This is a genomic window from Kitasatospora sp. NPDC056327 (assembly GCF_042261735.1).
In the GTDB taxonomy this organism is placed as follows: Bacteria; Actinomycetota; Actinomycetes; order Streptomycetales; family Streptomycetaceae; genus Kitasatospora.
Genome location: NZ_JBHJRC010000069.1, coordinates 14,337 through 31,193, shown reverse-complemented (window position 1 = coordinate 31,193; position 16,857 = coordinate 14,337). Strand labels below are relative to the sequence as shown.

Genomic DNA, 16,857 nt, shown 5'->3' with positions numbered 1-16,857 from the left:
GGTGCGGGGGAGACGCACCGGTCCCGCCGTTCCGCGTTTCCGCAGCACCGGGCGCGGTTGCCGGGGGCGGTGGGAGGGGGCGCTCCGGCGGGCGGCGTCCGCCGAACCTCGCCGGGACCCCGCCGGACCGTCCAGGGCCGCCTCAGACCGCCGAGAGCTCCCCGGCCGCGGCCACCGCGCGGATCCGCCGCCCGGCCTCCGGCCCCGTGCACGGGCGGGCGCCCAGCGCGGCCTGCCGGCCCACGATGCCCCGCTCGGCCCGCATCAGCCGCCAGCCGCGCCGCAGCAGCACCGGCAGCGACTTGCGGCCCTCGCGGACGTCCCGGCGCAGCCGCCACCAGGCGGTCGTGAGGGCGCCGTTCCGCAGGCACAGGGCATCCCCGAGCAGCCCCTCGGCGGTGCAGTCGGCGACGATCTCGGCGGCGAAGATGCCCTCGGCGACGAACGCGCCGGCCCCGCCGAGCTCCAGCACCCGGGCCGACACCCGGCCGTTGTCCGGGATCGAGTAGACCGGCACCTCGGCCCGCCCGGCGGTGCCCAGCGCGCGGATGGCGGCGACGGCCTGGTCGCGGTGCCAGGAGAGCGGGGAGTCCCAGTCCACCGAGCCGTCGGGAAGCCGCGGCAGGGTCGGGTCGTCGCCGTCCTTGTAGAAGTCGTCGAGCTGGAGCACGGGCAGTCCGCTGCGCTCGGCGAGCGAGGACTTCCCCGATCCGGAGGGCCCGGAGAGCAGGACCACCCGGGCACGGGCTATCGGCACAGGGTTCAGCGGGGAGTCACTCACGGGAAACCAGTCTGACGTATCCGGGCCCGTTGCCGAAACCGGTCGGACCGCACCTTCCGCGGCGTCCCCGGAGCGCCGGGAGCGGGTGGGCGAGGGGGCGGCGCGCGGCGGGCGGTGGCGGTCCGGTCGGCGGTCCGGGTGGTGGGCCGGGGCGGGCCCGCCCCGCCGGCCGGTGCGATCCGCCGGGACGAAAGTCGACGGACCCGCGCCAGGGGGGGAGAGGCGCGGGTCCGTCCTGTGACCGTCCGGGCCCTGGGGGGGAGAGGGCACGGGGGACGGCCAGTCTGTGGAGTTGTTCACCGGCACCCGGCCGCGGGGAGCGGCCGCCGGCGGACCCGGAGGTCAGATACCCATCGGGTGCCAGACCGTCTTGGTCTCCAGGAACGAGAGTAGCCGGTCCGTTCCGGGAGCATTGGTCCAGTCCTGGGCGAACGGGTCCGGCTCCGGGCGGATCACCCTCTTCAGGGTATCCGCGGCCAGCTCCTCCAGCACGCCAGGCGCGCCGGGACCGTCGGCGGCGATCGCGCCGGTGAGGTCCACCGCGTTGACGTCCTGGTGCGAGGCCAGGGTCGGCGCGATGTCGGCGGTGCGGCCGGACAGCAGGTTGACCACGCCGCCGGGGAGGTCCGAGGTGGCCAGCACCTCGCCCAGGGACAGCGCGGGCAGCGGGGCGTCGGCCGCGGCGGCCACCACCACGGTGTTGCCGGTGGCGATCGCCGGGGCGATCACCGAGACCAGGCCGAGCAGCGAGTGCCCGTACCCGGCCTGCGGGGCGAGGATCCCGACCACGCCGGTCGGCTCCGGGGTGGAGAGGTTGAAGTACGGACCGGCGACCGGGTTGGCGCCGCCCGCGATCTGGGCCACCTTGTCGGTCCAGCCGGCGTACCAGATCCAGCGGTCGACGGCCGCGTCCACCAGGGCGGCGGCCTTCTTCGGGCCGACGCCCTCGGAGAGCGCCACCTCGGCGGCGAACTGCCCGCGCCGGCCCTGCAGCATCTCGGCGACCCGGTAGAGCACCTGGCCCCGGTTGTACGCGGTGGTGCCGGCCCAGCCCCTGACCGCCGCGCGGGCGGCCACGACCGCGTCACGTGCGTCCTTGCGGGTGCCGAGCGGCGCGTTGGCCAGCCACTCGCCCTTGGAGTCGGTCACCTCGTACACCCGCCCGCTCTCGGAGCGGGGGAACTTCCCGCCGACGTACAGCTTGTAGGTCTTGAGGACGTCAAGACGCGTCACGACATCAGACATCGAGGTAGGCCTCCAGACCGTGCCGGCCACCCTCGCGGCCGTAGCCCGACTCCTTGTAGCCGCCGAACGGCGAGGTCGGGTCGAACTTGTTGAAGGTGTTGGCCCAGATCACACCGGCCCTGAGACGGTTCGCCGTCCAGAGGATCCGCGAGCCCTTCTCCGTCCAGATGCCGGCGGAGAGGCCGTACGGGGTGTTGTTGGCCTTCTCGACGGCCTCGGCCGGCGTGCGGAAGGTCAGCACCGACAGCACCGGGCCGAAGATCTCCTCCTGGGCGATCCGGTGGGCCTGGCCGACGCCGGTGAACAAGGTCGGGCGGAACCAGAAGCCGGAGCCCGGCAGCTCGCAGGAGGGGGACCAGCGCTCGGCGCCCTCGGCCTCGCCGGCCTCGGTCAGCTCGGTGATCCGGGCCAGCTGCTCGGCGGAGTTGATCGCGCCGATGTCGGTGTTCTTGTCCAGCGGGTCGCCGACCCGCAGGGTGCCCATCCGGCGCTTCAGGGCGTCCAGCAGCTCGTCGTGCACCGACTCCTGGACGAGCAGGCGCGAGCCCGCGCAGCAGACGTGGCCCTGGTTGAAGAAGATCCCGTCGACGATGCCCTCGACCGCCTGGTCGATCGGCGCGTCGTCGAAGACGATGTTGGCGGCCTTGCCGCCCAGCTCCAGCGAGAGCTTCTTGCGGGTGCCCGCCACCTGCTTGGCGATCGCCCGGCCCACCGGGGTGGAGCCGGTGAAGGCGACCTTGTCGACGTCCGGGTGCGCGGTGAGCGCGGCGCCGGTGCGGCCGTCGCCGGTGACGATGTTGACGACGCCCTTCGGCAGGCCCGCCTGGCGGCAGATCTCGGCGAAGCGCAGCGCGGTCAGCGGCGTCGTCTCGGCCGGCTTCAGCACGACCGTGTTGCCGGTGGCCAGCGCCGGGGCGATCTTCCACGCCAGCATCAGCAGCGGGAAGTTCCACGGGATGACCTGGCCGGCCACGCCCAGCGGCCCCGGGTTCGGGCCGTAGCCGGCGAAGTCCAGCTTGTCGGCCCAGCCGGCGTAGTAGAAGAAGTGCGCGGCGACCAGCGGCAGGTCGACGTCGCGGGTCTCGCGGATCGGCTTGCCGTTGTCGATCGACTCCAGCACGGCCAGCTCGCGGCTGCGCTCCTGGATGATCCGGGCGATCCGGAACAGGTACTTGGCGCGCTCGCTGCCGGGCAGCGACGACCAGTCGGCGAACGCGCGCCGGGCGGCGGCGACCGCGCGGTCGACGTCCTCCGGGGTGCCCTGGGCGAACTCGGCGAGCACCTGCTCGGTGGCCGGGTTGACCGTCTTCAGTGCCTCGCTGCCCGAGGAGTCGACGAACTCGCCGCCGATGAAGTGGCCGTGGGAGGCGGCGATGTCACCGGCCGCGGCCGGCGACTCGGGGGCCGGGGCGTACGCGAGGAGGCCGCCGGCCGGCTTCTGGGCCACGGGCTCCCCGGTGTTCTTCTTCTTGGCCATGGTGATCAGTCCACCGTCACGTAGTCGGGACCGGAGTACCGTCCGGTGGTCAGCTTCTGGCGCTGCATCAGCAGGTCGTTGAGCAGGCTGGAGGCGCCGAAGCGGAACCAGTGCGGGGTCAGCCAGTCGTCCCCGAGGGTCTCGTTGACCATCACCAGGTACTTCATGGCGTCCTTGGTGGTGCGGATGCCGCCGGCGGGCTTCACGCCGACCTGGACGCCGGTGGCCGCGCGGAAGTCGCGGACCGCCTCCAGCATCAGCAGGGTGACCGGCGGGGTCGCGTTGACGGCGACCTTGCCGGTCGAGGTCTTGATGAAGTCGGCGCCGGCCAGCATCGCCAGCCAGGAGGCCCGGCGCACGTTGTCGTACGTCTGCAGCTCGCCGGTCTCGAAGATCACCTTGAGGTGGGCGGAGCTGCCGTCGGGGCGCCGGCAGGCCTCCTTGACGGCGACGATCTCCCGGAAGACGTCCAGGTAGCGGCCGGAGAGGAAGGCCCCGCGGTCGATCACCATGTCGATCTCGTCGGCGCCGGCCGCGACCGCGTCGGCGGTGTCGGCGAGCTTCACCGGGAGCGCGGCGCGCCCGGCGGGGAAGGCGGTGGCGACGGAGGCGACCTGGATGTCGGTGCCCCGCAGCGCGGCCTTCGCGGTGGCGACCATGTCCGGGTAGACGCAGATGGCGGCGACCCGGGGGGTCGCCGGGTCGGTCGGATCGGGGGTCCTGCCCTTGGTGCACAGCGCGCGCACCTTGCCGACCGTGTCCGCGCCCTCCAGCGTGGTCAGGTCGATCATCGAGATGGCCAGGTCGATGGCGTAGGCCTTGGCCGTGGTCTTGATCGAGCGGGTGCCGAGCTTGGCGGCACGCGCCTCCAGGCCGACCTGGTCGACGCCGGGCAGGCCGTGCAGGAAACGACGGAGCGAGGCCTCGGACGCCGCGACGTCCTGGAGACCGCTGCCCGCAACGCCTGGGGCATTGGCTGCAAGAGTGGACATAGTCACCACACCAGCATATCTACGCGCGTAGTAAGCCGCTAGGCCTCCCACGCATCGATGCCGGACCGAGACCTGGGGGTGTGATCGCCGCCCCTGTGGATACCGGGGGCCATGGGGCAGAATCGTCGGCATGACCGATTCCGACGGCAGGCCCCACCAGGGCCCGGCCGGCTCCGATGGGGAGCCCGTGTACGCCGACCGCGTGTACCGCTCCGTGCCCGGCGTGATCTCCGGGGTGCTGCTGCTGGCCGTCGCCGCCTGGCTGATCGGCGACGCGGCGCTCAACGGCACCGGCAAGACGCCGTGGGTGTCGCTGGCCGCCGTCCCGGTCTTCGCCTTCCCGGTGATCGCCTACACCCTGCGCCCCGCCGTGCGCGCCGACGAACGCCGCCTGGTGGTCCGCAACCCGCTGCGCACGATCACCGCCCCCTGGGCCTCGGTGGACGCGCTGCGCGCCGGCTACTCGGTGGAACTGCTCGCCGGCGGCGGGAAGTACCAGGTGTGGGCGGTGCCGGTGTCGCTGCGCCAGCGCAAGCGCGCCGCCCGCGCCCGCGAGCGCGGCGGGCAGCCGCACAGCTCCCGGCTGGGCATGGTGTTCGGCCAGGGCGGCCTCCCCTCCGGCCCCGGCGTGCAGGGCTCCCCGGACCCGACCAAGGCCTGGTCCGACCAGGTCGTCGGGATCCTCCAGGAGATGGCCGAGCACAACGCCTCCCGCCCCGAGGCCGCCGGCCCGGTCGTCGTCCGCTGGTGCTGGTGGATCATCGCCCCGACCCTGCTCGGCCTGGCGGCCCTGATCACGGTGATCGCGGCCTGAGAGCCGACCTCCCGGCCCGCACGCGACGAAGGGCCCGCCGGTGCTTAGGTTCAAGGGGTCGTCGCAACACCGCTTGGTTTCAGACGGTGAGTAGATCACGTAGACGCTCGGCTGGGGTATCCCAGCCGAGCGTCTTGCGTGGGCGGCTGTTGAGCTCCTGAGCGACGTGTTCGAGGTCTTCGGGACCGTGCAGGCTCAGGTCAGTGCCTTTGGGGAAGTACTGCCGCAGCAGCCCGTTCGTGTTCTCGTTCGAGCCGCGTTGCCAGGGCGAGGCCGGGTCGCAGAAGCAGACGGGCATGTCGGTCGCCATGCTGAACTGCCGGTGGCGTGCCATCTCGGCGCCCTGGTCCCAAGTGAGCGAGCCGCGCAGATGGGAGGGCAGGGTCTGGACGGCACGGACGAGTCCGTCGCGGACGGTCTGGGCGTCGTGGGCTCCGCCCGGTAGGTGGACCAGCATGGTGTAGCGGGTGCTTCGCTCGACCAGGGTGGCGATCGCGGAGCGTCCGCCCGCGCCGAGGATCAGGTCGCCTTCCCAGTTACCCGGCACGGCCCGGTCCTCGACGTCGGCGGGGCGGTCGCTGATCATCACCATCGGGTCGACGAACCGGGAAGTGCGCCGTTCGGGGTTCCGGCGCGGCTTGCGGCGCGTGCGACCGGTGCGGACGGCGGCCTGTACCTCCCGCCTGAGGCCGCCGCGCGCCTGGAAGTACAGGGCCTGGTAGATCGTTTCCACGCTAACCCGCATGCTCTCGTCGCCGGGATGTTCCCTCCCCAGAGCGTGGCAGATCTGTTCCGGTGACCACCGCCTGCGCAGCCGGTCCTGGACGAAGTCGCGCAGGCGTCCCTCGCGCAGCAGCTTGCGGTCCTTGGGCCGGGGCCGGCGCGCTGCCGCCGCCCGGCGGGCCCGGTAGGGCTGGTAGCCCTCGGTGCCCGAGTTCGCGTCGAGCTCCCGCTTGACCGTGCTCGCAGGACGCCCCAGGGCGCGTCCGATCGCCCGAAGCGACTCACCGGCCGCGCGGAGGTCCCGGATCTGTTCGCGCTCGGCCAGCGTCAGGAACCGCGGGTGGAGCTGCTTCTCCAGGGCCCTCAAGCCGACCAGTGCCGGTGCTCTTGTCACACCGGACATGGTGACGGTTCCCGCCCGGTAGTCGACGCGGCGGCCGTCGGCATAGGTCCGCGTATCGCGGGTCTTCTTGACGCCCCGGTCCCAGTCCCTGGCAGTGCGTTCGTTCACACCCACTCGTTGAGCAGCGATCCGGCCGGCTACGCCTACGGCGCGGAGCCGTTCGTACTCCTCTCGTCCGGAATGCCGGGGCCGCAGGCCTGTCGACCTCCGTCCGGCTTTCCGGGCCCAGGTGAAGGCGGTGTTCCGGTTCAGCCCCAGCTCACGCGCCGCCATGGTCACGCTGCCCACGACGTTCAGCCGTTCAAGGAAAAGCTCCCGCAACCCGGCAAGATCACTACGCCTAACGCCCACGGTCCTCGCAACTCCCACAGATCGCGGGTGTTGCGAGGACCGTTAGAACCTAAGGTGAGGCGGGCCCTTCGTCGTGCCGGGATCCGTCAGGGGGTGATGCCCGCGGCTGCGGCGAGGTCGTGCTTGATGGCGGAGAGGAGGTCGGTGGCGCGGGCGCGGGCGGGGGTGAGGTCGGCGGCGGTGGCGACCGGGAGGACGGCCTCCAGGTAGCACTTGAGCTTGGGCTCGGTGCCGGACGGGCGGACCACGATCCGGGCCGAGCGGACGGCGTCGCCCGTCAGGTGGTAGCGCAGGCCGTCGGTCGGCGGCAGGTCGGCGGAGCCGGCCGTGAGGTCGTCGGCGCGGGTCACGGTGAGGCCGGCCAGGACGGTGGGCGGCTGCTCGCGCAGGGTGCGCATGGCGTCGGCGATCAGGGAGAGGTCCTCGACGCGCACCGAGAGCTGGTCGGTGGCGTGCAGGCCGTGCTCCAGTGCCAGGTCGTCCAGCAGGTCGGCCAGGGTGCGGCCGTTCTGCTTGAGGGTGGCGGCGAGCTCGGCGACCAGCAGGGCGGCGGTGATGCCGTCCTTGTCGCGCACGCCCTGCGGGTCGACGCAGTAGCCGAGCGCCTCCTCGTAGCCGTAGCGCAGGCCGTCGGCGCGCGAGATCCACTTGAAGCCGGTGAGGGTCTCCGCGTAGCCGAGCCCGGCGGCCTCGGCGATCCGGCCGAGCAGGGTGGAGGAGACGATGGTGGTGGCGAAGGTGCCGGTGGCCTTCTTGGCGACCAGCGCGGCGCCGAGCAGCGCGCCGACCTCGTCGCCGCGCAGCATCCGCCAGCCGTTGGCGCCCGGTCCGGCCCCCGCCGCGTTGCCGTTGGCCGGGACGGCCACCGCGCAGCGGTCGGCGTCCGGGTCGTTGGCGATCACGATGTCGGGGCCGACCGAGGCGGCGGTGCGGAAGGCGAGGTCCATCGCCCCCGGCTCCTCCGGGTTGGGGAAGGCGACGGTCGGGAAGTCCGGGTCGGGCTCGGCCTGCTCGGCGACCACGGTGGGCGCGGGGAAGCCGGCCCGGGCCAGCGCGGCGAGGAAGGTGTCGCGGCCGACGCCGTGCATCGGGGTGTAGACGATGTCGAGGTCGCGCCCGCCGTGCGGGTCGACGATCGACGCGGCGCGGTCCAGGTAGGCCTCGACGACGGACTCGTCCACGGTCTCCCAGCCGTCCTCGGCGAGCGGGACGTCGGTGAGCGAGGCGATCGCGTCGATCCCGGCGGCGATGCCCGCGTCGGCCGGCGGCACGATCTGCGAGCCGTCGCCCAGGTAGACCTTGTAGCCGTTGTCCTGCGGCGGGTTGTGGCTGGCGGTGACGGTCACCCCGGCGGCGGCGCCGAGGTGGCGCACCGCGAAGGCCAGCACCGGGGTGGGCAGCGGGCGCGGGAACAGCGCCGCGCGCAGGCCCGCGCCGACCACCACGGCGGCGGTGTCGCGGGCGAAGTCGTAGGACTTGTGGCGGGCGTCGTAGCCGATGACGACGAGGTCGCCCAGGCCCTGCTGCTTGACGTAGGAGACCAGGCCGGCGGCGGCCCGGATCACCACGGCGCGGTTCATCCGCATCGGCCCGGCGCCGAGCTCGCCGCGCAGCCCGGCGGTGCCGAACTGGAGACGGCCGGCGAAGCGCCCGGCCAGCTCGGACCAGGCGAGCTTGGCCCTGGCCTCCGCCTCGGGGGACTCGGCGTCGGCGAGCAGCGCGGCGAGCTCCTCGCGGGTCTGCGGGTCCGGGTCCTCGGCGAGCCAGGTGCGGGCCCGGGCGAGGAGGTCGGTGGTGGTTGCCTGCGTCATGGCTGCGGCTCCATCGGGAGGTGCGTCGGTGGCCGGCCGGGGAGGGTGCTCGGGGCCGGGGCCGGTGGGACGGTACGTGGTGGCTGTGCGGGACGGGACGAAACGTACGGCGCGGTGGTGGCGGGACGGTAGGTCCGGCCGGGCGTGGCGTGTCGGGACGGCGCCCGGAGGGGGAACACGGGCGGAACACGGCGGCGGGCCGTGCGCCCGGCGCACGGGGCGGGGCCCGCGGAGGAGGAGGGCGCCCGCGGAGGGGACGCCCGGACGCGGGCGGGGCCCGCGGGTGGCGGTGATCCGGTGATCACGCCGCCCGCGGGCCCCGTCGTTCGTGCCGTCCGCACCGCGCCGGCGTCAGATCCGTTCGAGGACCTTGGCCAGCAGCGCGCCCATGCGCTCGGCGGAGGCCTTGCCCGCCTCCAGCACCTCGGCGTGGTTCAGCGGCTCGCCGGTCATGCCGGCGGCCAGGTTGGTGACGAGGGAGATGCCCAGCACCTCGGAGCCGGCCTCGCGGGCCGCGATGGCCTCCAGGGTGGTGGACATGCCGACCAGCTCGCCGCCGATCACCCGGGCCATGTTCACCTCGGCCGGGGTCTCGTAGTGCGGGCCGCGGAACTGGACGTAGACGGCCTCGTCCAGGCTCGGGTCGACCTCGCGGCAGAGCGTGCGCAGCCGCTGCGAGTAGAGGTCGGTGAGGTCCACGAAGTTCGCGCCGACGATCGGGGAGTCGGCGGTCAGGTTGATGTGGTCGCTGATCAGGACCGGCTGGCCGGGCGTCCAGGTGGGGCGCAGGCCGCCGCAGCCGTTGGTCAGCACGATGATCCCGCAGCCGGCCGCGGCGGCGGTGCGCACGCCGTGGACGACCGTGGCGACGCCGTGGCCCTCGTAGTAGTGGTTGCGGCCGAGGAAGATCAGGGCGCGCTTCTCGCCGATCCTCACCGAGCGGATCTTTCCGGCGTGGCCGGCCACGGCGGGGGCGGGGAAGCCCGGCAGGTCGGTGACCGGGAACTCCGCCACCGTCTCGCCGAGGGCGTCGGCGGCCGGCACCCAGCCGGAGCCCATCACCAGGGCGACGTCGTGGCGCTCGGCACCGGTCAGCTCGCGCAGGCGCTCGGCGGCGGCCTGGGCGGCGGCGTAGGGGTCGGCGGAGACGACCGACTCAGGAGATGCGTTCACGCGTCGAGGATAGACGGGAAACGGCTACGCGCGTAGAAAATCCTGGTACGACGTGCCGGATCGTTACCCGGGCGGTGTGGAACCGCAGCTCCGCACGGTCGGCGGGTGCCCCTCCGGCCGCGGTCCGCCGCCCGCCGCGCCGCCCGCTGTCCGCCGCCCGTGGCCGCGTCGCCCGCCGCTGTCCGGGCGCCGTGCCCTACAGCCGCTTGGCGCTGCGCAGGCCCTTGGCGTAGAGCCCGTTGTCGTCCAGCCGGGCGGTGCCGCCCCTGTCGCCGAAGGTCGGGCCGTCCGCCTCCTCGCGGCTGGAGACGTACCGCGGGTGTCCGTCGGTGTCCAGGCCCAGGTAGATGCCGGTGTGGTCGAGCCGTGCGCCGGTGCGGGCGTCGATCTCGAAGAAGACCAGGTCGCCGGGGAGCAGCGGGTCCGTGGAGGCCGGCCGGACCGTGGTGTCCGAGCCGGGCGCGGTGGTCAGCGGCAGCACCGGGACCCCGGGCCCCGTCCGGGCCAGGCCGTTGGCGGTGCGCGGCAGGCCCGGGCCGGGCGCGTCCCTGGACAGCAGCGGGTAGCCGGAGCGGTAGCCGTACACCATGCGCACGAAGCCGGAGCAGTCGAACGCGCCGTACCTGGTCCGGTCCGGACGCCTGGTGACCTTGTCGGCGAAGGTGTACGGGACGCCGAGGTAGTCGAAGAAGTCGGTCTGCTCCAGGCGCAGGTCGTTGCCGGCCGAGCCGTCGGGGTTGAGCGGGCCGAACGACGCGTCGCCCCGGAAGCGCACGCCCTTGGCGTCCTTGGCCTCCGGGGCGCCCGCCAGGTACTGGGTCGCGACCGCGAGCACGTCCTCGTCGGTGGAGCCCAGGTAGCGGCCGAACCAGGTGCGGAACCAGGCCTCGTTCTCCGCCCCGGCCCTCCAGGGCTGCGGCATCAGCCGGACCCAGCTGTCACCGGTCAGGACGGCGGTGGTGGTCCCGGGCTCGGTGAAGGTGCGGCTGGGGCCGGTCAGCACGGCGGTGCGGGCGCCGTCCGTGAGGGTGGCGAGGACACCGCCGCGGGCGTCGCGCACCACCGTGCGGTCGGGCCCGGGAAGCCGCTCGTAGCGCGGGCCGGCGGCGGCCGCGGCGGTGCCGGCGGCCCCGGGCGCGGTGGGTGCGGCGGCCGGGGCGGTGAGCAGCGGCGCGGTGCCGCCGGTCGGCACGGGCTGCCGGTCGCGCTGGCGCAGTTCGACGGTGAGGTAGCCGCTCGCGGCCAGCAGGGTGACGGCGAGGGCGCCGCCGAGCAGGGACTTCGGGGTCACGGGCATGGAGGTGTTCGGGCTCCGGGGCGGGAGGGGCGGGGCGGGACGGCAGGGGCGGGGCAGGCGGGGGCTCAGGTGCCGGGGAGGGCACCGAGCAGCACACCGGCGGTGAGCACCACGTAGGTGGCGAGGGTCACCGTGGTGGTGGCGGTCAGGGTGGCCGCCCGCGGCTGGCGGACCAGCTGGTAGGCGATCAGGCCGGGGACGATGAAGCCCAGCGTCTGGTTGGCGTACAGGGTGGGCAGCTCGTGCTGGAGGACCAGCATCACCGTGGCCTGGAGCAGGACGCCGACCAGCACCACGGCGGCGAACAGCCGCTTGCCGTAGAGGATCACCAGCTTCTGGACGACCCGGGTGACCAGGTAGGTGAGCACGGTGACACCGGCCACGATCGCCACCCGCTGGAGGTCCTCGACCAGGGTCAGGGCCAGCCAGCCGGGGGTGATCATCCCGCCGGGGGAGAGGTTGGTGGTCAGGTAGCAGACCAGGGAGAAGACCAGGCCGAGCGCGATGCCGAGGGCGGCGATCTCGGGGGTGAGCTCGGTGGGGATCACAACGGGTCTCCGTGGCGGCGGTGGTGACGGGGGTCGTACGGCTCGTGCGGTGCATGCGGCGGGTGCGGTTCGTACGGCGGGTGTGGCTCGTACGGCTCGTACGGCTCGTACGGCTCGTACGGCTCGTACGGCACTCGGGACCCGTGCTGCTCGTGCTGCTCGTACTGCACATACGGTTCGTGAGGCCCGGGCCGGGCGGTCCGCGGGTGGGGGACGGCGGCCGGTCCGAACCAGGAGTCGGGCAGCGGCTCGGGGACGTGCACGGGCTCGCCCGGCGGCAGGTACGGGTACGGCTGGTCGTACGACTGCTGGTACGGGATCCCGTAGCCGGACCCGTACACCGGCTCGGGCTCCGGCTCGGGCTCCGGCAGTGGCTCAGGCTCGTACGCGTGCCCGGCGGCCTGCGGCCGGTCGTCCTCCCCGCCGTCGTCCGGGGCGAGCCGGGCGAGCTCCTCCAGGAACAGCTCGCCCTGGCCGTGGATGTTGCCGATCGCGACCAGCGAGGAGTCGGGTCCGAGCGCGCCCAGCAGCTCGGCGGTGAGTTCCGCCGCCTCCCGCCGGTCGCCGCCGAGGTCGACCACCCGCCCGGTCCAGCCGGCCGGGATCGCGTCCCTGGCGCTCCTGGTGGGGTGGCCGATCAGGAAGACGGTGTCCGGGTCGAGCTCCGGCACGATCCGGCCCATCTGGCCGTTGCGCTCCACCCGGTCCGGGCGGCAGTTGACCACCACGTTGAGCGGGCGGTGGATCGCGCCGAGGCCCTCCAGCTGACGGACGTTCATCAGCGTCGACTCGGGGTCGTTGGCGGCGAAGACGTTGGCGAACCGCAGGCGCCTGCCGTCGGCCGTCCGGTACCGCTCGACCGAGAGCACGCCCGGGTCCGGCGGGGCCGCCCACATGCCGTGCAGCGCGGCCGTCCGGTCCACGCCGAGCAGTTCGGCGACGGCCAGCGCGATGGCGACGTTCTCCTTGAAGGTGAACCAGCCGAAGCCGCGCAGCTCCTCGTCGCTCACCGATTCGGGGTCGACGACGATCAGCTCGCAGTCCCGCCGGGCGGCCTCCTCGCGCAGGATGTGCGCGCGCTCGCGCTCGGCGGTGACGCAGACGCCGCCGACCGGCATCGAGCGGGACAGCGAACGGGCGACGTCGTCCAGGGTCGGGCCCATCTCGGCGAGGTGGTCCTCGCGGACGTTGCAGAGCACGCCGATGGTGGAGCGGATCAGCTTGGTCTGGTTGACCTCCTGCAGCGCGGGCATGACGGCCATGCACTCGATCACCAGCGCGTGCGGCCGGTAGGCGGCGGCGCGCCGGACGATGCCGATCTGCTCGACCACGTTGGCGATGCCGAACTTGCGGTGGACCGGTTCCTCGGTGGCGTCCGGGTGGATGAACCGGGCGGCGGTGCCGGTGGTCTTGGCGACGGTGACCAGGCCGCCGCCGCGCAGCGCGCCCGCGCACAGCCGGGTGATCGAGCTCTTGCCGCGGATGCCGTTGACCAGCACCCGGGTGGGGATCTGGTCCAGCGCGGCGAAGTGCCGGCGCTGCTCGACGACGCCGGCCACCAGCAGGACGGCGCAGCAGAGCAGCAGCACGAGGTAGAGGAAGAGCACGGGTGCCTCTCAGCGGGCGGCGGTGGCGGCGCCGGCGGCGGTCACGACGGTGGCGGTGGAGGGGACGCGGTGGTCGCGCCCGGCGCGTTCCAGGTCCTGCCGGATCAGTTCCAGGCTGCGGGCGACGGCGCCGACCTCGTCGTGGTGGACGGGGTGGAGGACGGTGCGCCGGTCCCCGGCGGCCAGCGCCTCGGCGCTCGCGGCGAGCCGGCGCAGCGGCAGGCCGACGGCGACGAACAGCCAGCCCAGGCAGAGCGCGGCGGCGGCCAGACCGAGCATGCCGGCCAGGACGGCGCGCCGGTCGGCCCGGTTCTGGTCGAGGTGCAGCCAGGACACCGGGTGGGCGGTGACGACGGACCAGCCGAGCCGGGCGACGGCGCCGCGTCCGCCGAGCGGGGCGGCGGCGAGCAGCACCGGGTCGCCGTCGGTGCGGACGACGTCGGCGGCGGGGCGCTTCGGCCCGGTGGCCGACGGCGCCGCCCCCGCCCCCGCCGCGGCTCCGGCCCCGGTGCCCGCCGCACTGCCCGCGGTGGTGCCGGTCGCGGTGTCCAGGACGGCCCGGGCACGGCTCTCGGGGAGTTCGCCGAAGGAGCTGTACGCCCCGTTGGCGGCGAGCACCCGGCGCCGGTCGTCGAGCAGCCAGACCCGGCCGAGGCCGGGCCGGTCGAGCAGCCCGCCGAGGAAGTCGGTGCGGAACTCGCCGACCAGGACGGGCCCGGGGGCGGTGCCGTCCGTCCCGTCGGCGGCCCCGGCGTCCTCGCCGAGCGGGGCGCCGTCGGCGGCGAGCGGGGCCCGGGCGGCGATCCGGGGTTCCCGGCCGGAGGTGTTGAGCAGCAGGACGCCGCCCGGACCGAGCGCCGCCGGGCCGGTGCGGTGCGGCTCCTCGCCGGCCCGGGCCAGCACCTCGCCGTCGGCGCCGAGGACGTACAGCGCGCGGTAGCGCTCGTGCTGGGCGAGGGCGGTGCGCAGCAGGGTCCGGGCGGTGCCGACGGAGGCGGTGGAGAGTTCGGGGGCGAGCGCGCGCAGGTCGGCGTAGCCCTCGTTGAGGGCCTGGCGCAGGCGGTCGGCGGCGTTGTCGGTGCGGTCGCGCTGGCCGGCCACCACCTGGGTGGGGACGCGGACCTCGCCGCCGCTGCCGCCGAGCAGCAGCAGCGGGGCCGACCAGCCGAGCACGACGGCCGCGCACAGGCCGATCGGCAGCGCGGCGCCCGGAAGGCGGCGGCGGGCGGCGGGTGCGGGGGCCGGCGGGCGGCCGGGGTCGAGGAGCTGGCGCCGCAGTTCCTCCAGGGCGCGGCCGATCCGTCCGGTCTCGCCGCGCCGCGGGCCCCGGACCGGCCGGTCCAGCTCGCCCCGGGTGAGCCGGCGGGCGTCCACGAAGAGCCGCAGCAGCGGGCGCTGGAGGGTGCGGCGCAGGAACCGGGCCAGCAGCAGGGCGAGTACCAGCAGGGCGCCGGCGGCGGTCAGGCCGAGGGCGGGGTGGCGCAGGCCGGCGGTCTTGCCGTCGACGGTGCCGGTGGACAGGACGGTGAGCCCGAGCGGGGCGGCCGGGTCCTGCGGGCCGTCGCCGGCGACGGCGGCCCAGCCGGCCACCCGGCGCACGCCCCGGGGGTCGGGGGCGCCGGCCAGGCTGCCGGAGAGGCGGGTGCCGGGGGCCGGGCGGCCGTCCGCGCGTTCGCGGGTGCGTTCGGCGACCCGTTCGCGGGCGGTGGCGGCCGTCCACCGCGCCGCCTCGTCGGTCAGCGCGGTGCCGGTGGTGTCGAGGACGGTGCCGGCGGCGTCGAGGACCTGGACGGTCTGGCCGTCGCGGGTGGTGGTGCCGGGCAGCCGCAGGGTGTCGGAGGCGACCAGCAGCGCCCGGCCCTCGCTCCTGGTGGAGACCAGCGCGAAGGTGAGCAGTCTGGTCCCGGCGGCGGACGGCACCAGCAGTGGCGCGGGCGCGGTGTCGGTGACCCGGCCGAGGTCGAGGCCGGCCAGCGGGACGGTCTCGCCGTGCGCGGCGAGCAGCCGGCCGGTGTCCGGGCGGACGATCACGGTGCCGCGCCACTTGCGGTAGGCGCGGCCGAGCGCGGTGAGCACCTCGGCGGGGTCGGCGGCCTCCCGGTCGTAGCGGGCGGCGGAGCGCAGCAGGTCGGTGGTGTTCTCCCGGAGGCCGGCCCGCAGCGACAGGGCGGTGTCCTCGGCGGCGTACTGGTGGGACTCGCGGACCGCCTGCGGGGTGTCGTCGACCCGCAGGCCGCCGACGGCCAGCGCGGTGACCACGGCGACGGCCGTCAGCAGGACGAGCAGCAGGGTGATCGGCGGGCGGATGCCCCCGAGCAGCGGCATGTCGGCCCGTTTGCGCGAACGGTGCTGTCGCGGCGGGGTGGGGGCCGTGCTCACGGGTGGCGCCTCATCGGGGGAGTCGGGTCGGGTCCGGGTGCGTCGGGCGGCAGTGCGCCACCCACCCCTGGAGCCCCACCGCGACCGGGGTCGCGCCCGGCCGAAACCCGAGAAGCGTACGAACCGGTTTCGGTTATTCCGTCTCTTTTCGATATCAAAAAGGGGGAACTTCGATCACAATCATTTTTGATCATGGAAAGAATGGTTTGCGCGATAGGTTCTCCTCTCATGGAGAGACCGGAAATCCGACGCGCGGGGCGGCGGCCCGTGGTGGCGCTCGCCGCCCTCGCCGCCCTCGTGGTCCTCGCCGCCGGGCTCACCCTCGCCGCCCACGACCCCTCGGCGGGCCCCGCGGCCACCGCCGCGGCGCCGCCCGCCGGCCCCGCGCCGGGAGCCGCCCCCGGATCCGCGCCCGCCGCCCCGGCGGCCCCGTCCGGCCCGCGCCCCGTGGACCTCGCGGCCCGCGTCGACGCCTACACCGCCGGCTTCTCCGTCACCGGCCCCTACGCCGTCCCGGACCCCGCCGCCCGCCGCGCCGTGGCGGAGGGCGTCGCCCGCGCCGTCGACGGACGGCCCGACCGGGCCGACCGCCTCCTGGCCGCCGCCGGCTACCGGCTCACCGAGTTCACCGACACCGTCAGCGGCCGCCGCACCGCCGAGATCGCCGACGCCTCGGGAACGGACCCGCGCGGCTGGGGCCGCGTCTACCTCGACCTCTCCACCCGCACCACCTGGTCCGCCCAGATCCCCCACCCCGTCGCCGACAGCCGCACCGAACTCCTCGGCGTCGACCTGTTCCGGCTCGCCCCCGGCGGCGTCCTCGTCCTCGCCGGAGCCCACCGCCGGGCCGGCACCGACGGCGCGGCCGACGTCGCCCACCGCGACGACACCGTCTTCGCCGCCGTCGTCGGGGCACTCACCGCCCGCGCCCTGCCCGGCCTGCAACTGCACGGCTTCGACGAGGACGGCCTGCCCGGCACCGACGCCGTCGTCTCCAGCGGCGCCGGACCGGCCGGCGACACCGCCGAGCGCGCCGCCGCCGCCCTGGACGCCACCGGACTCGCGGTCTGCCGCGCCTGGCGGGGGAAGTGCGGACGGCTCGCGGGCACCACCAACGTCGAGGGCCGCTCCGCCGCCGCCCTCGGCGCGCCCTGGGTCCACGTCGAACTCGCCAACCCGCTGCGCACCGACCCGGCGCGGCGCGCCGCGACCGCCGGGGCACTGGCCCGGGCGGTCGGCGGCCCGGGGAACTGACC

General features: G+C 74.9%; 13 protein-coding genes. 2 read left to right on the top strand and 11 right to left on the bottom strand.

The annotated features are described in order from the left end of the window. Positions 1-142: 142 nt before the first annotated feature. The 4 genes from ACFCX4_RS13135 to deoC all read right to left on the bottom strand — a co-directional run bounded on the left by ACFCX4_RS13135 (position 143) and on the right by deoC (position 4,495). Positions 143-781: an ATP-binding protein gene (locus ACFCX4_RS13135; RefSeq protein ID WP_376141465.1), complete on the bottom strand. Its 639-nt coding sequence runs from the start codon at positions 779-781 to the stop codon at positions 143-145. A 342-nt stretch (positions 782-1,123) separates the two neighbouring features. Then, positions 1,124-2,026, bottom strand: coding sequence for an aldehyde dehydrogenase family protein (locus ACFCX4_RS13130; RefSeq protein WP_376141463.1), 903 nt, complete (start codon positions 2,024-2,026; stop codon positions 1,124-1,126). Further along, positions 2,019-3,503, bottom strand: a complete 1,485-nt coding sequence (locus ACFCX4_RS13125) for an aldehyde dehydrogenase family protein (protein WP_376141461.1) — start codon at positions 3,501-3,503, stop codon at positions 2,019-2,021. Before ACFCX4_RS13125 ends, ACFCX4_RS13130 begins: the two co-directional genes overlap by 8 nt. A 5-nt stretch (positions 3,504-3,508) precedes the next feature. After that, positions 3,509-4,495, bottom strand: coding sequence for a deoxyribose-phosphate aldolase (gene deoC / locus ACFCX4_RS13120; RefSeq protein ID WP_376141459.1), 987 nt, complete (start codon positions 4,493-4,495; stop codon positions 3,509-3,511). A gap of 130 nt (positions 4,496-4,625) precedes the next feature. Here deoC and ACFCX4_RS13115 point away from each other — a divergent pair, with 130 nt between their 5' ends. Further along, positions 4,626-5,309: a PH domain-containing protein gene (locus ACFCX4_RS13115; RefSeq protein ID WP_376141457.1), complete on the top strand. Its 684-nt coding sequence runs from the start codon at positions 4,626-4,628 to the stop codon at positions 5,307-5,309. Between the two features lie 79 nt (positions 5,310-5,388). On the opposite strand, the gene ACFCX4_RS13110 is transcribed toward ACFCX4_RS13115, so the two are convergent. From ACFCX4_RS13110 to ACFCX4_RS13080, 7 genes are all read right to left on the bottom strand, one after another. Next, entirely contained in the window at positions 5,389-6,435 is a 1,047-nt protein-coding gene (locus tag ACFCX4_RS13110) for an IS30 family transposase (RefSeq protein WP_376141470.1), read from the bottom strand. 437 nt (positions 6,436-6,872) lie between these two features. Further along, on the bottom strand, positions 6,873-8,597 hold the full coding sequence (locus ACFCX4_RS13105; RefSeq protein WP_376141455.1) for a phospho-sugar mutase: 1,725 nt from the start codon (positions 8,595-8,597) through the stop codon (positions 6,873-6,875). 351 nt (positions 8,598-8,948) lie between these two features. Further along, positions 8,949-9,770, bottom strand: a complete 822-nt coding sequence (locus tag ACFCX4_RS13100; RefSeq protein ID WP_376141453.1) for a purine-nucleoside phosphorylase — start codon at positions 9,768-9,770, stop codon at positions 8,949-8,951. Between the two features lie 196 nt (positions 9,771-9,966). Further along, positions 9,967-11,067 (bottom strand): NlpC/P60 family protein, encoded by a 1,101-nt coding sequence (locus tag ACFCX4_RS13095; RefSeq protein ID WP_376141451.1) that lies wholly within the window; start codon positions 11,065-11,067, stop codon positions 9,967-9,969. 65 nt (positions 11,068-11,132) lie between these two features. Then, the gene (locus ACFCX4_RS13090) at positions 11,133-11,615 is read right to left on the bottom strand and encodes a poly-gamma-glutamate biosynthesis protein PgsC/CapC (RefSeq protein WP_376141449.1); all 483 of its coding nucleotides are present in this window, start codon (positions 11,613-11,615) and stop codon (positions 11,133-11,135) included. After that, positions 11,612-13,222: a poly-gamma-glutamate synthase PgsB gene (gene pgsB, locus ACFCX4_RS13085; RefSeq protein WP_376141447.1), complete on the bottom strand. Its 1,611-nt coding sequence runs from the start codon at positions 13,220-13,222 to the stop codon at positions 11,612-11,614. Before pgsB ends, ACFCX4_RS13090 begins: the two co-directional genes overlap by 4 nt. Positions 13,223-13,231: 9 nt before the next feature. Beyond that, positions 13,232-15,601, bottom strand: coding sequence for a HAMP domain-containing protein (locus ACFCX4_RS13080; RefSeq protein ID WP_376141445.1), 2,370 nt, complete (start codon positions 15,599-15,601; stop codon positions 13,232-13,234). Between the two features lie 228 nt (positions 15,602-15,829). On the opposite strand from ACFCX4_RS13080, the gene ACFCX4_RS13075 reads away from it, so the two are divergent. Next, a complete protein-coding gene (locus ACFCX4_RS13075) occupies positions 15,830-16,855 on the top strand; it encodes a hypothetical protein (protein ID WP_376141444.1) in 1,026 nt (341 codons plus the stop codon). The last annotated feature ends 2 nt before the right edge of the window (positions 16,856-16,857 follow it).

Excerpts from the sequence above, each read along its gene's own strand:
- ACFCX4_RS13105 (WP_376141455.1), bottom strand. The coding sequence starts at position 8,597 with ATGACGCAGGCAACCACCACCGACCTCCTCGCCCGGGCCCGCACCTGG.
- ACFCX4_RS13110 (WP_376141470.1), bottom strand. The coding sequence starts at position 6,435 with ATGTCCGGTGTGACAAGAGCACCGGCACTGGTCGGCTTGAGGGCCCTG.
- ACFCX4_RS13125 (WP_376141461.1), bottom strand. The coding sequence starts at position 3,503 with ATGGCCAAGAAGAAGAACACCGGGGAGCCCGTGGCCCAGAAGCCGGCC.
- ACFCX4_RS13130 (WP_376141463.1), bottom strand. The coding sequence starts at position 2,026 with ATGTCTGATGTCGTGACGCGTCTTGACGTCCTCAAGACCTACAAGCTG.
- ACFCX4_RS13095 (WP_376141451.1), bottom strand. The coding sequence starts at position 11,067 with ATGCCCGTGACCCCGAAGTCCCTGCTCGGCGGCGCCCTCGCCGTCACC.
- ACFCX4_RS13115 (WP_376141457.1), top strand. The coding sequence starts at position 4,626 with ATGACCGATTCCGACGGCAGGCCCCACCAGGGCCCGGCCGGCTCCGAT.
- deoC (WP_376141459.1), bottom strand. The coding sequence starts at position 4,495 with ATGTCCACTCTTGCAGCCAATGCCCCAGGCGTTGCGGGCAGCGGTCTC.
- ACFCX4_RS13075 (WP_376141444.1), top strand. The coding sequence starts at position 15,830 with ATGGAGAGACCGGAAATCCGACGCGCGGGGCGGCGGCCCGTGGTGGCG.